This window comes from Rhodobacter sp. P1_C2, from assembly GCF_056406375.1.
This window is the reverse complement of record NZ_JBFUAG010000003.1, coordinates 389,256-402,286: the sequence shown is the minus strand read 5'-3', so window position 1 is coordinate 402,286 and position 13,031 is coordinate 389,256. Positions and strand designations below refer to the sequence as shown.

The window sequence follows — 13,031 nt, the reverse complement described above, 5'->3', positions numbered from 1 at the left end:
ACAGGCAAAGGTCGGATCAATGCGCGACCGTGATGGAGGACCCGATGCTGAAACTTTACGCCGCTGGTGGCGCTGTTGCCCTTTCCGCCTTGCTGGCCTGGCAGACCTACCACGTCATGCGGGCGCAAAGTGCGGATGCCTTTGCCGAATGCCGCAGCGGGGCGGTGGCGGGCGGGCAGATCGGCGGGCCCTTCTCGCTGAGCGACACCAAGGGGGCGGTGGTCACCGATCAGACCCTGCTTGCCAAACCGGCGCTGATCTATTTCGGCTATGCCTCCTGCCCGGATGTCTGCCCGATCGACAATGCCCGCAATGCCGAAGCCGCCGACATTCTTGCCAAACAGGGAATGGAGGTGACTCCGGTCTTCATCTCGGTCGATCCGGCGCGCGATACGCCGCAGGTTCTGGGCGATTACGTCAGCAATTTCGACCACCTTGTCGGTCTGACCGGAACCGAGGCCGAGATTGCCGCCGCGGCCAAGGCTTATAAGGTCTTCTACCAACTTCCGGCAAAGCGCGATCCCGGCTATACGGTGGATCATACGACCATGACCTATCTCATGCTGCCAAAAACCGGATTTGCCGATTTCTTCCAAAGAGATGCGACGCCAGAGCAGATCGCCGACAGGACTGCTTGTTTCCTGAAGGCAAGCTAGGCTACCCTGCGCGTGCCGATGGTCGGGGAGGACAAACGTGGCGGATGAAGCAATACCCGATCTTGGACCGGACCGCTCGCTGCTTTTGGTCGATGACGACGAGGCTTTTGTAAAGCGCCTGGCCCGGGCAATGGACAAACGCGGCTTTCAGACCGAAACGGCGGAAAGCGTTGCGGCGGGCAAGGTGATTGCCCTCTCGCGCCCGCCGGCCTATGCCGTGGTCGATTTGCGGCTGGGCGATGGCAATGGGCTGGATGTCGTCGAGGCGCTGCACCAGACAAGGCCGGATTGCCGGGTTGTCGTGCTGACCGGCTATGGCGCGATTGCGACGGCGGTGGCGGCGGTCAAGATCGGGGCGATCGATTATCTCTCCAAGCCGGCCGATGCCAATGACGTGATGAACGCGCTATTGGCCCGCAGCGAAAACCACCCGCCGATGCCCGATCATTTGATGTCGGCCGATCGGGTGCGGTGGGAGCATATTCAGCGGGTTTACGAAATGTGTGACCGCAATGTGTCCGAGACGGCCCGGCGACTGTCCATGCACCGGCGGACCCTTCAGCGCATTCTTGCAAAGCGCAGCCCTAAATAGGCCGCAAGCCTTGCTTTTTGTCAAAGCCGATCCTAATAAATCCCTATTGGGATAAAAAGGACGCGCGCCGTGGAAAACCTGAACACCCTGTCGCTTAAAGAGTTGAAGGATCTGCAATCTCAGGTAGCCAAGGCTATCGCGACATTTGAAGATCGCAAGAAGAAAGAGGCCCTGTCGGAGCTGCAGGAATTCGCCCGCGCCAAGGGTTTTTCGTTGGAAGAACTGACCGGTGCCACCGTGGTGCGCCGCCGCGCCCCGGCAAGCGCGAAATATGCCAATCCTGCCAATGCATCAGACACTTGGTCGGGTCGTGGCCGCAAGCCGCGCTGGTTCATCGATGCGCTTGCCGCGGGCAAGCATCCCGAAGACCTCGCCATCTGACCTCCCCCACTTTGTGATAAGGATATTGGCCGCCTAGAGGGTGGCCTTTAACCATTTCATGAATACCTTGAGCTCGGCGCGTTTGGGTCCGGGCCTCGTCACCATGTAATAGGCCAGGCTATCATCCTCGACCCTGCCAACGATCTGCAGCGCGCCGGTTTCCACGTCATGTTCCACCAAAGCCTCGGCCTCGACATGCAGGCCATAGCCTTGGCGGGCGGCGGAAAGCGCAAGCTCTTCGGTGGGCATATAGGCAATATTCATCGCATCGGGTTTCAGTCCAAAACCCTTGAGCCAGGTCAGCGCCTCGGGCCAGTCCTGTTCAATCACCCAAGGCATGGCGGAAAGTTCTTCCGGCGAAAGATTCTGCTTTCCGTTCAGCAATAAGGGCGCTGCGACGATCACATAATCGGCAGCGGTCAGAAATTCGACATCCAGCCCGGGCCATTTGCCATTGCCAAAGCGCAGGCCGATGTCGATGCCCTCGCGCCGCAGGTCGACCACGCGCTTTTCGGGGTTGAGCGAGACCTCGATCTCGGGATGCGCCTTCCAGAAGGCGCCGAGGCGCGGCATCAGCCATTGCGCGGCAAAGGCCGGCGTCAGGGTCACCCGCAGGGGGGCGCCGGGACCGCTGCCCTTCACCTCGTCCAGCGCCAGGGCGATGGTGCGAAAGCCGTCCGCCAGGGCCTGCGCCAGCCGCGTGCCCTCGGAAGTCAGGGCCAGGCCGCGCCCGGCGCGATAGATCAGCTCGCGGCCCAGATGATCTTCCAGCCCGCGCACCTGCTGGGCCACGGCGGCATGGGTCACGTTCAGCTCGCGCGCCGCCAGCGAAAAGCTTTGCAGTCGCGCCGCCGCCTCGAAGGCGCGGAGTGAGGTCAGCGAGGGGAAGCTGCGCCAGTCGAGAGACATGATAGTTCACCTAACATCCCAGAATTTTCTTTGACTCGGAAAACCGCCCATATCCCCCTATATACACATCATCGAAACAGAGAAATGGAGAAGAAGATGTTAACCCTGCTTGCAGACGCCCTGATGCTCGCCACCGGGATGACCCCGCTGCCCCGCCACAAGGATACCAAGCGTGGCCGCTAAAGCTCAGCCAAGCTGTTCCAACAAGGCCCTGTGCCGCGCAATGTAGTCCGCCCGCACCACCGTGGGCGGACGCAGTTTTATTTCCAGACCCCGCAAGACCTGATCCGCCGGACGGCCAAAGAACTTGTCGGCCTCACCTTCGGAAAACCCCGCGATCTGCACCGCTTCCAGCCAGGCCGAGACCTTGTCCGCCAGCTTGATCGCCTTCTTCACCATCACAGGCAAAGCCGCCGGCAGACCAAAGCGGATATGCACCGCCGCCGTCAGCCGCGCATCCAGCTCGCCATAGCCGGGCCCCACCGCGGCCTTCACCGGGCTGATCATGTCGCCGATCACATATTCCGGCGCATCGTGCAGCAGGGCCGCCAGCTGCCAGCGCGGCTCCACACCCCCCTGCCTCCGGAAAATCTCCTCGACCAGCAGCGAGTGTTCGGCCACCGAATAGGGCCAGTCCCCCCGCGTCTGCCCGTTCCACCGCGCGACGAAGGCCAGGCCATGGGCGATGTCCTCGACCTCGATATCGACGGCAGAGGGGTCGAGCAGGTCCAGCCTGCGCCCTGAAAGCATGCGTTGCCAGGCCCTGGGTTGCTTCATCTCTTTACCATCGGTTGTCGAATTGCCCTGTAGATGCTATCTGGCCGCCAACCACAGGATCAAGGAGTGCGCCGCATGGCCGCCGATTATATCGTCAAGGATATCGCTCTGGCCGACTTCGGCCGCAAGGAACTGACCATCGCCGAAACCGAAATGCCCGGCCTGATGGCATGCCGTGAGGAATTCGGCCCCGCGCAGCCGCTGAAAGGCGCGCGGATCGCGGGTTCGCTGCACATGACGATCCAGACCGGCGCCCTGATCGAGACGCTGAAGGCGCTGGGCGCCGATGTGCGCTGGGCCTCCTGCAACATCTTCTCGACGCAAGACCATGCGGCGGCGGCGATCGCGGCCTCGGGCACCCCGGTCTTCGCGATCAAGGGCGAAAGCCTCGAGGAATACTGGGAATATACCGACCGCATCTTCCAGTTCGGCGGCGAGGGCGGCACCTGCAACATGATCCTCGACGATGGCGGCGATGCGACGCTGTACATCCTTCTGGGCGCGCGGGTCGAGGCCGGTGAGACCGACCTGATCGCGGTGCCGACCTCGGACGAGGAGGTTTGCCTCTTCAACCAGATCAAGAAGCGGCTCGCCGCCTCGCCCGGCTGGTTCACCAAGCAGCGCGGCGATATCCTTGGCGTGTCGGAAGAGACGACCACGGGCGTCCACCGCCTGTACGAGCTGCACAAGAAGGGCCTGCTGCCCTTCCCGGCGATCAACGTGAACGACTCCGTCACCAAGTCGAAGTTCGACAACAAGTATGGCTGCAAGGAATCGCTGGTCGACGGCATCCGCCGCGCGACCGACACGATGATGGCCGGCAAGGTCGCGGTCGTCTGCGGCTATGGCGACGTGGGCAAGGGCTCGGCGGCCTCGCTGCGTGGTGCTGGCGCCCGCGTCAAGGTCACCGAAGTCGACCCGATCTGCGCGCTGCAGGCGGCGATGGACGGCTACGAAGTGACTCTGCTGGAAGATGAGCTGGAAACTGCCGACATCTTCATCACCACCACCGGCAACAAGGACGTGATCCGCATCGAGCATATCCGCGAGATGAAGGACATGGCCATCGTCGGCAACATCGGCCACTTCGACAACGAGATCCAGGTCGCGGCGCTGCGCAACCACAAGTGGACCAACATCAAGGAACAGGTCGACATGATCGAGATGCCCAACGGGCACCGGATCATCCTTCTGTCGGAGGGTCGCCTGCTGAACCTCGGCAATGCCACCGGCCATCCGTCCTTCGTGATGTCGGCCTCGTTCACCAACCAGGTTCTGGCCCAGCTGGAGCTGTTCACCAAGGGCAAGGACTATGCCCCCGGCGTCTATATCCTGCCCAAAGCGCTGGACGAAAAGGTCGCCCGCCTGCACCTCAAGAAGATCGGCGTGAAGCTGACCCAGCTGAAGCCGGAACAGGCCGCCTATATCGGCGTCAATGTCGAAGGCCCGTTCAAGAGCGAGCATTACCGCTACTGAGCCGCCTGCGGCACCAGGTTTGAAAAGGCCCGCCCTCACCCGGCGGGCCTTTTGCTTGCGGCCTTCCTGCCGATCCGGGGCGCGCGGCAAATATTCCCTTTGCGGGTTCAGAGGCCGGACCTAAGCTGTCGCCCCATCCACCACCTGCGGGCGCTGGATGGTTTTGCCAGGAAAAGGGAGAGTACGATGGGTAAGAGAGATGATTTGATTGCGAAATATGCGGAAGACCTGAAGACCAAATGCAAGATGAATCCCGATATGGCACTTTTGACCAAAGTCACCATCGGATGCGGGCCGGCGATTTACGATGCGGATTCCGCCACCATTGCGGGCTCGGACGCGGGCGAGCTTGAGACCGTGAAAAAGAACTTTCTGATCAAGAAGCTGGGCCTGTCTGACGGCTCTGCGCTGGACGAGGCAATTTCCGCCGTCCTGGACACTTACGGCAGGTCAGAGCGCAACAAGTACCGCGCCGTCGTCTATTACATGCTGACCAAGCATTTCGGCAAAGAGGCCATGTTCGGCTGAAGCGGCCCCCTTCTGACAAGGGCCCGCCCGACAGCGGGCCTTTGTGCGACGTGGTTAAACCTCAAGTTTTCGCTTCTTCGGATTTGCCCTGCCCGCCTGATTCTTGCTATGTTCTTCCCAAGGGCATCATGTCCGGGACCTTTTATCAAACACGTGCGGTGCTGGGTGCGCGTGGGGTGGATGAGGGGTCCCTAGGGGTGGGGGCCCCTCATTTTATTTGCTCTCCCTCCTAACATCGCAATGCAAAGGACCCGTGCTGGCGCTTGGGTCCCTTTGCCTGTCGTGCTAGGCAGATCCGCGCTCCGCCGGTTTCCCGCTGGCGAGAAAGGACCCCATGTTCAGCAATTGGCAGCAAGAGAAGGCGAAGACCGCCCTGGTCGACGAGGCGCAGGCCCTGGCCGACAAGCTCGCCGCGGCAAAGCGCCATCATGTGGACGAACAGGCCGCCGCCGCCCGCTATTGGGTCGCCGTCTACTTGAACCGTGGCCTCAACCTGCAGGAGATCTCGCTTTGGCCCCCGGCAGAGGCGGAACGTTTCGCCAAGGCCGCCGCCAAGGACATCGCCGCCCTGCGCAAGAAGCGGGAATACGGCCAGAGCGACGGGCTGACCGTCTGGCTTCACACCGCCCGCGCTCTGGCCGAGCCGCGCATCCTGCCCCCGGCAAAGGAGATCTGGCGCCAGTTGTCAGGCGCCGGACCGAATGCAGAGAGCATGGCCGAAGAGATGATGCAGGACGCCGGCCTGCCCCTGGGCCAGCATGGCGCAATCCCCGCCGGGTTTGACGACCCGGAATAGGCCCGCACCCCCCGCAACCGCATCCCCAAAAGGCAATCTGCCGGCAGAGGCCCTGAAACCGGCCATCCGGTCTTGATTTGCGCCGGTTGCCGGGGGACAGGATGGGCAAAGCCGATGACGCCAGACAGAAGGAGACAGTGCCGATGGGCCGCGAGGATAAACCGCCGCTGGGCAACCCGACGATCCGCACCGTGGCCATGCCCGCCGACACCAACCCTGCGGGCGACATCTTCGGCGGCTGGCTGATGAGCCAGATGGACCTTGCCGCCGGCAATGTCGCCGCCCTGACCTCGGGCGGGCGGAGTGCGACGATCGCCGTCGATGGCATGATCTTTCACCGGCCGGTCAAGGTGGGGGACGAGGTCTCGCTTTACGCCACGCTGGTCAAGGTCGGCCGCACCTCGATGACCATCCATGTCGACGCCTGGCGCCGCCCGCGCCAATTGCACGACAGCGAAAAGGTGACCGAGGCGAATTTCATCTTCGTGGCGCTGGACGAGCATGGCCAGCCGATTCCTGTCAGGAACGGTGCAGGCTGATCCGCACGGAAGGACGCCGGGTAAACCCGGGCCGCGCTGCAAGGGATGGAAAGGAACTGGTGCCCCAAGACGGACTCGAACCGCCGACCCATTGCTTACGAAGCAATTGCTCTACCAGCTGAGCTATTGGGGCACGAAGCGTCGTGTAACCACTGTCCGCGCCGTTGTCCAGAGGACTGCGCCGCTCTCTTGCGTTTCCATCGCGCGGAAAGTGGTGCGATGCCTTGCGGTGCGTCAGTTGGCGCGGCGGCCGATGGCTTCCAGGTCGATCGGCTCCGGCACGGGTTCGGGATCGGGCTCTGCCGGGCGAGGGGCCTGGACGAGGACGGGCAGAAGCTCGGCCCCCGTGGCGCTGGCCCCGGCGGTCTCGACCGGCTCGCGCCAGCTGAGCGTGTCGAAGCCCTGGCAATTGTCGCAGATCGGCACCCAGGCGACATGGACGGCCTGGCACTTGTCGCAGCACCAATGCGGCCCGCGCGGCGCGATGATCGCCTTGGACAACCAGGCGCGCACCGTTGCGTCATCGCCGCCCTCGCCCCGCTCGATGGCCGCCATGATGGCGAGGCTGCGCTGGGTCGGGTGGCTGGTGGCCAGATCGCCCAGGGCGCGACGGGCGGCAGGGAAATCCTCGGCGACGATGCAGAGCTCGGCCAGGAGCTGTTTGGTTTCCGGATCGTCGGGATGGATCGCGGTCAGCGTGCGGAAGCGTTTCAGGCGGGCCTCGGGGGTTTCCTCGGGCGCAATCTCGGCAAAGGCGGCGGCGAGGTCGGGGTGCGGCTGCGCCTCCCAGGCCTTCTTCAGCACGCGGGTCGCATTCTTGGCATCGCCCTTGTCGATATAGCTGCGCGCGGCCATGGCGGCGGCGGGGATCAAGTCGGGCGACAGCTTGTTGGCGGCGATGGCGGCCTCGCGCGCCTCGATGCTGGCGCTGTCGTCCATGATGCCCCGCGCCTCCTGCAGCGCCAGAACGGCATCGCGACGGCGGTAGACATCGCGGGGCAGCAGGCCCGCCTTCGATTGCGCGGTCAGCGTGGCGCGGGCGCCCTTCCAGTCGGCGGCGCCGGATTGCAGCTTCAGCAGAATCTCCTGCAGTTCGGCATTGCGCGGCTTCATCTCGAAGGCCTTCTCGGCCAGCTTCAGCGCGGTTTCCATATCGCCCTCGGCCAGCTTCTGCTTCAAGAGCCCGCGAATCCCGATGAAGCGCGAGCGCGGGTCGGCCAGCAGCGCCTTGTAGGCTTCGCCGGCGCGTTTGGTGTCGCCGGCGAAATCTGCGGCCTGGGCGACCAGAAGGTTGGTCAGTTCCGGCCGGTCAAGATAGCCCGCCGCCCGCTGCGCCTTGATCAGGGCCAGACGCCCTTCGCCCGCGGCCAGCGCCATCGTGCCATCGGCCAGCGCCTGAAAGCCGCGCCGTTCCCGGTCGCGGTCGAGATAGCGCGAGATGGCCGTCTCATCCCCGGTGAGAAAGCGCAGCACGGCGACCAGCAGGCCCAGCAGCTTGAAGATCACCCAGACGGCCAGCATCACGACCAGCGCGAAGATGGCCAGCTGCAGCGGGCGCAGGCTGAACTCCCACCCGGCAAAGGCGATGCGCATCACGGCATCGGCCTGCAGCAAGAGGTTGGCGGCGAAGGCGAGGGCCAGCACCACGACGACGAAGAACAGGATGCGGAGCAGCGACCACAGCATGATTCACCCCGCCTTGTTCAAGGATTGCAGGGCGGCAGCGGCATCCAGCCGCAGCTGGGCGCGGGCCTGCCAGTCGGCCATGGCGGCCTGCCCTTCGGGTGGCAGGGCCGAAAGCTCTTTCAGGGCAGTGGCGAGGTCGCCCTTGGCGGTGGCAGCCTCGGCCCGCGACAGCACGGCATCGGGGTCGTCGCCCTCACGCGGGGCCAGCGCACGGGCGCCGGTCTGGGCGCGCAGGAAGGTCGCGACCCGCTCGGACCAGGTCTGGCCCATATGGGCGCGCAGGGCAGCCTCGAGGGCGGCGCGGGCGGCGGCGGGGAAATCGGCCTGCAGGCCTTGCAGCGTCGGCAGGCCCGCGCTGGCATTGTCGGTCAGCACGGCCGGCAAGGTGGCGCCTTTCAGGTCCGCCAGGGCCGCCGTATAGGGCGCGCCACTGTCCAGCGCCGCCGCGATCTGGCTGAGCGCCGCGCGTGCCGTGACGGCCTCGGCATTGCTTTGGGCAGCGGCTTCGATGGCGGCCAGCTTGGCCTCGGTGTCCTTGACCTTGGCATCCAGCGCCGCCTGCACCTCGGGCGAGACGATGCCCGCGCCATTGGCCTTCAGCGCCTCGACTTCGGCGCGCAGCTGGGTCAGGGCGGCAGGGTCGCCGGTCGTGCCGCTGGGTCGCGCTTCCAGGGTGGCAATCCGCGCCTCCAGCGCCGCCACCTGATCGCCGCCTTGCGCGGCGGGGGGCGCCGTCTCCAGCTTGCTGACGCGGTCGGCCAGGGCCGAGACCGTCTCGATCCGCTGGCCCAGTTCGACGATCTGTGCCTTGAGCGTCTTGACCTCGTTCACCTCGGCCGCAAGCTGGCTGGACAGGCTGGTGGTGTCCTGAACCGGCCAACCGTTCGGCACCACCTGCGCCAGGCCAAATCCCGCCGCCGCCGCCACGACCCCGCCGAGGATCGGCCAGAGGACGGAACGCGACTTCTGCGGTGTCACGGCCTGCACTGGCGCGGGCGCTTCTGCAAGCACGGGCTCGTCCTTGACCGGTTCCGCCTTGCCCAGGTCTGCAGCACCCGTGTCATCCGTATCGGCCATGGTTCGTCCTTTTCGCACTGCACTTCTCGACTCAAGGTAATGCCGGGCAGCGCCGCTATTCAAGCGCGCTGGCCTGCGACCAATGGGCTAACACCGCATCCAGCATCTTCGTTCCATCGGGATGGGCAACAATCTGCACCGAACCCTGGCCGAAATCGGCGGATCGGGCGACGGCCTCGCTCATCGCGATCAGGGTCAGTGGGGCAGTGGCGGCGATCCGGCGACACTCTGAACCAAGGATTTCGGCGCTGCGGGGCGAAAACAGCGGCACAATCAGGCGGGTGGTGCCGCGCAGCGCGGCCGCAGCCTCGGGCGCAAGGGGGCGCGGGTCCTGGGCATAGACCACAAGCTCCTCGGTGGGCAGGCCGCTGGCCGAAAGCCGCCGAGCCAGATCGCCCCGCGCCTCGCGCCCGCGCAAATGCAGAAGCGGGGCCTTGGGCTGCGAGAGAATCAGCGCCAGCAGATCCTCGGCATCGCCATCCGCGACGATGGGCGCAAAGCCCGCCGCTTCCGCCGCAAGGCCGGTCTTGCGCCCGACGCAGAAGGCGAGGTCGGGCAAGGCGGCCTTCATCCGCGCCGCAGCCTCGGCCCCGGTTTGCGAGGTCAGGATCACCGCCGCCCAATTGCCCTGCGGCACGGGCGGGTTCAGCAGGGCCGGCTCCAGCAGGGGCGAGGTCACGATCGCCATCTGAGGCGCCCGCTGCCGCAGTTCGGCGGCAAAGCTTTCCGACTGCGCCTGCGGGCGGGTCAGCAAAACCACAGGGAAAACCACGGGGCGAGAGGATTGTATGGCCATGACCAAGGTGTTACCTGCGCAGAGGTTCCGGGGCAATCTGGCCCGAACATTCGTGATGGATGCCATGGACGCAACCTTGACCTTTTTGGGCATCGAAAGCAGCTGCGACGACACCGCCGCCGCCGTGGTGCGCCGCTTTCCCGATGGCTCGGCCCAGGTGCTGAGTTCCGATGTCGAAGGGCAGTCTTCCCTTCATGCCGATTTCGGCGGTGTGGTGCCGGAAATCGCCGCCCGCGCCCATGCCGAGCGGCTGGATCACAGCGTCGAACGCGCGCTGGCCTCGGCCGGGCTGACGCTGGTGGATCTGGACGCGGTGGCCGTGACCTCGGGGCCGGGGCTGATCGGCGGGGTCCTGTCGGGCGTGATGATCGCCAAAGGGATTGCGGCGGCGACGGGCCTGCCGCTGCTGGGGGTGAACCATCTGGCGGGCCATGCGCTGACGCCGCGGCTGACCGATGGGCTGGCGTTTCCCTATCTGATGCTGCTGGTCTCGGGCGGGCACTGCCAGTTCCTGATCGTGCAGGGGCCGGACCTGTTCCAGCGTCTGGGTGGGACGATCGACGACGCCCCGGGTGAGGCCTTCGACAAGGTCGCAAAGCTTCTGGCCCTGCCGCAGCCCGGCGGGCCCTGGGTCGAGGCCGAGGCCGCCAAGGGCGACGCCAAACGCTTTCCCCTGCCGCGTCCTTTGCTGGACCGGCCGGGCTGCGATATGTCTTTTTCCGGGCTGAAAACGGCGGTGCTGCGGGTGCGCGATGCGCTGGTGGCCGAAAAGGGCGGCATCACGGTGCAGGACCGCGCCGATATCTGCGCCGCGTTCCAGGCCGCCGTCGCCGCCGTTCTGGCCGAAAAAACCCGCCGCGCCTTGGAGGTTTACCTCGCCCTGAACCCCGCCAGCCCGGCGCTTGCCGTGGCCGGTGGCGTGGCCGCCAACAAGGCCATTCGGGCGGCATTAGAGACGGTTTCCACCCGCCTTGGCGTGCGGTTCACCGCCCCGCCCCTGCGGCTATGCACCGACAATGCCGCGATGATCGCCTGGGCCGGGATCGAGCGTCACCTGATGGGTGCCGAAAGCGGCAGCGACCTGGTGGCCCGCCCGCGCTGGCCCTTGGACAAGCTGGCCGCCCCCCTGATCGGTTCGGGCAAGAAGGGGGCCAAGGCATGATCGGGGTCGTCGGCGCGGGAGCTTTCGGGACGGCATTGGCCATCGCTCTTGGGCGCGAGGGGCATGCGGTGACCCTGTGGGCACGCGATGCGGCACAGGTTGCCGAAATCGCCGCAAGCCGGGCCAATCAGGCGCGGTTGCCGGGGGTTAGCCTGCCCGAAACAGTCTCTATCACTGCGGAAATCAAGGATCTGGCTGGGGCCGAGGCCATCTTGCTCTCCCTCCCGATGCAGGCGCTTTCGGGGTTTCTGGCGGAGCAGGGCCGCGCGTTGGATGGTCTGCCGCTGGTGGCCTGCTGCAAGGGCGTGGACCTCAGCAGCCTGCGCGGCCCGACGGCGCTGATCGCCGAGCATTGCCCGCAAAGCCCCGCCGCGATCCTGACCGGCCCCAGCTTTGCCGCCGACATCGCCCGGGGCCTGCCCACCGCGTTGACCCTCGCCTGCGCGGGGCCCGAGGCCGAGGCCCTGCAGCACCTGCTGTCGACCCAGACCCTGCGGCTTTATCGCACCGCCGATGTGATCGGCGCGGAACTCGGGGGTGCCTTGAAGAACGTGATCGCCATTGCCGCCGGCGTGGTGATCGGCGCGGGCCTCGGCGAATCCGCCCGCGCCGCCCTCATCACCCGGGGCTTTGCCGAGATGCAACGCTTTGCCGCAGCACTTGGGGCCAAGTCAGAGACGCTTTCCGGCCTCTCCGGCCTTGGCGATCTGGTCCTGACCTGCACCTCGACCCAGTCGCGCAACCTGCGCTTTGGCCTCGCGTTGGGCGCCGGGCAAGGCTTTGACGCAAAGATGACCGTGGAGGGGGTTGCCACTTCGCAAGCGGTCAGACACCTTGCCGCAAGCCGGTCGATCGACATGCCGATTGCCACGATGGTGGCGCGGTTGATCGCCAAGGATATCCCGCTGGATCAGGCCATCCGCAGCCTGATGTCCCGCCCGCTGAAAGAGGAATGACATGCGCGTAGCCCTGATCTGCATCGACAAGCCCGATTCGCTTCACATCCGCACCGCCAACCGGCCGGCGCATGTGGAGCATCTGAAGAACAGCGGCGTGGTTGAACTCGCCGGGCCGTTCCTCGATGCCGATGGCGCCATGTGCGGCTCTCTCGTCGTGGTGGAGGTCGAGACGATGCAGCAGGCGCAGGACTGGGCCGCCGCCGACCCCTATGCCCAGGCCGGCCTTTTCGCCTCGGTCGAGCTGCGCGAATGGAAGAAGGTCATCGGATGAGCTACTGGCTTTTCAAATCCGAACCCGACACCTGGAGCTGGGATCTGCAGGTGGCGCGCGGTGCGGCGGGCGAGGAATGGCATGGCGTGCGCAACTATCAGGCGCGCAACAACATGCGGGCGATGAAGATCGGTGACCTGGGGTTCTACTACCACTCCAACATCGGCAAGGAGATCGTGGGCGTGGTCGAGGTTTCCGCCGAATCCGCGCATGACAGCACGACCGAAGACCCGCGCTGGGACTGCGTCCATATCCGCGCGGTGAAATCCTTCGTCACGCCGGTGACGCTGGAAACCTGCAAGGTCCAGCCGGGGCTGGAAAAGATGGTCCTCATCAACAACTCGCGCCTGTCGGTCCAGCCGGTCAGCCCCGAGGAATGGCGGATCATCTGTGGCCTTGGTGGCGTGACCCCGTGAAAACCGTTCC

The 13,031-nt window shown here is 65.4% G+C and carries 16 protein-coding genes and 1 tRNA gene; 11 read left to right on the top strand and 6 right to left on the bottom strand.

Annotation, left to right across the window (positions count from 1 at the left end; all coding sequences use genetic code 11):
* The first annotated feature begins 44 nt into the window (after positions 1–44).
* The 3 genes from AC1DZT_RS06900 (at position 45) to AC1DZT_RS06890 (ending at position 1,629) form a co-directional block, all read left to right on the top strand.
* Positions 45–656 (top strand): SCO family protein, encoded by a 612-nt coding sequence (locus tag AC1DZT_RS06900; RefSeq protein ID WP_478005874.1) that lies wholly within the window; start codon positions 45–47, stop codon positions 654–656.
* Between the two features lie 37 nt (positions 657–693).
* A complete protein-coding gene (locus AC1DZT_RS06895; protein WP_478005873.1) occupies positions 694–1,248 on the top strand; it encodes an ActR/PrrA/RegA family redox response regulator transcription factor in 555 nt (184 codons plus the stop codon).
* Between the two features lie 69 nt (positions 1,249–1,317).
* Positions 1,318–1,629: an H-NS histone family protein gene (locus tag AC1DZT_RS06890; protein ID WP_478005872.1), complete on the top strand. Its 312-nt coding sequence runs from the start codon at positions 1,318–1,320 to the stop codon at positions 1,627–1,629.
* A 33-nt stretch (positions 1,630–1,662) separates the two neighbouring features.
* Here the strand turns inward: AC1DZT_RS06890 and AC1DZT_RS06885 are convergent, their stop codons facing one another.
* Both AC1DZT_RS06885 and AC1DZT_RS06880 read right to left on the bottom strand, forming a co-directional pair.
* A complete protein-coding gene (locus tag AC1DZT_RS06885; protein WP_478005871.1) occupies positions 1,663–2,538 on the bottom strand; it encodes a LysR family transcriptional regulator in 876 nt (291 codons plus the stop codon).
* Positions 2,539–2,724: 186 nt separating this feature from the next.
* Positions 2,725–3,315 (bottom strand): HD domain-containing protein, encoded by a 591-nt coding sequence (locus tag AC1DZT_RS06880; protein WP_478005870.1) that lies wholly within the window; start codon positions 3,313–3,315, stop codon positions 2,725–2,727.
* A gap of 75 nt (positions 3,316–3,390) precedes the next feature.
* Between AC1DZT_RS06880 and ahcY the strand changes: the two genes are divergently transcribed.
* From ahcY to AC1DZT_RS06860, 4 genes are all read left to right on the top strand, one after another.
* Positions 3,391–4,791 carry an adenosylhomocysteinase gene (gene ahcY, locus AC1DZT_RS06875; protein ID WP_478005869.1) on the top strand — a complete coding sequence of 467 codons (1,401 nt, stop codon included), beginning with the start codon at positions 3,391–3,393 and terminating at the stop codon, positions 4,789–4,791.
* A gap of 186 nt (positions 4,792–4,977) precedes the next feature.
* Positions 4,978–5,319 carry a DUF2853 family protein gene (locus tag AC1DZT_RS06870; protein ID WP_478005868.1) on the top strand — a complete coding sequence of 114 codons (342 nt, stop codon included), beginning with the start codon at positions 4,978–4,980 and terminating at the stop codon, positions 5,317–5,319.
* 334 nt (positions 5,320–5,653) lie between these two features.
* A complete protein-coding gene (locus tag AC1DZT_RS06865) occupies positions 5,654–6,115 on the top strand; it encodes a hypothetical protein (RefSeq protein WP_478005867.1) in 462 nt (153 codons plus the stop codon).
* Positions 6,116–6,258: 143 nt separating this feature from the next.
* Positions 6,259–6,654 (top strand): acyl-CoA thioesterase, encoded by a 396-nt coding sequence (locus AC1DZT_RS06860; protein WP_478005919.1) that lies wholly within the window; start codon positions 6,259–6,261, stop codon positions 6,652–6,654.
* A 57-nt stretch (positions 6,655–6,711) separates the two neighbouring features.
* On the opposite strand, the gene AC1DZT_RS06855 is transcribed toward AC1DZT_RS06860, so the two are convergent.
* The 4 genes from AC1DZT_RS06855 to AC1DZT_RS06840 form a co-directional block, all read right to left on the bottom strand.
* Positions 6,712–6,787: transfer RNA gene (locus AC1DZT_RS06855), tRNA-Thr, on the bottom strand.
* A 101-nt stretch (positions 6,788–6,888) separates the two neighbouring features.
* Positions 6,889–8,340, bottom strand: coding sequence for a heme biosynthesis HemY N-terminal domain-containing protein (locus tag AC1DZT_RS06850; protein ID WP_478005866.1), 1,452 nt, complete (start codon positions 8,338–8,340; stop codon positions 6,889–6,891).
* Positions 8,341–8,343: 3 nt separating this feature from the next.
* Positions 8,344–9,417, bottom strand: a complete 1,074-nt coding sequence (locus AC1DZT_RS06845) for a COG4223 family protein (protein ID WP_478005865.1) — start codon at positions 9,415–9,417, stop codon at positions 8,344–8,346.
* Between the two features lie 55 nt (positions 9,418–9,472).
* Entirely contained in the window at positions 9,473–10,177 is a 705-nt protein-coding gene (locus AC1DZT_RS06840) for a uroporphyrinogen-III synthase (protein WP_478005864.1), read from the bottom strand.
* A 100-nt stretch (positions 10,178–10,277) separates the two neighbouring features.
* Here AC1DZT_RS06840 and tsaD point away from each other — a divergent pair, with 100 nt between their 5' ends.
* The 4 genes from tsaD to AC1DZT_RS06820 are packed head-to-tail and all read left to right on the top strand — an operon-like array spanning position 10,278 to position 13,021.
* A complete protein-coding gene (gene tsaD, locus AC1DZT_RS06835; RefSeq protein ID WP_478005863.1) occupies positions 10,278–11,375 on the top strand; it encodes a tRNA (adenosine(37)-N6)-threonylcarbamoyltransferase complex transferase subunit TsaD in 1,098 nt (365 codons plus the stop codon).
* A complete protein-coding gene (locus AC1DZT_RS06830; RefSeq protein ID WP_478005862.1) occupies positions 11,372–12,331 on the top strand; it encodes an NAD(P)H-dependent glycerol-3-phosphate dehydrogenase in 960 nt (319 codons plus the stop codon). The genes tsaD and AC1DZT_RS06830 overlap by 4 nt, the downstream gene beginning before the upstream one ends.
* Position 12,332: 1 nt before the next feature.
* Positions 12,333–12,605: a YciI family protein gene (locus AC1DZT_RS06825; RefSeq protein ID WP_478005861.1), complete on the top strand. Its 273-nt coding sequence runs from the start codon at positions 12,333–12,335 to the stop codon at positions 12,603–12,605.
* Complete coding sequence (locus AC1DZT_RS06820; protein ID WP_478005860.1) at positions 12,602–13,021, top strand: EVE domain-containing protein; 420 nt, start codon at positions 12,602–12,604, stop codon at positions 13,019–13,021. The genes AC1DZT_RS06825 and AC1DZT_RS06820 overlap by 4 nt, the downstream gene beginning before the upstream one ends.
* The last annotated feature ends 10 nt before the right edge of the window (positions 13,022–13,031 follow it).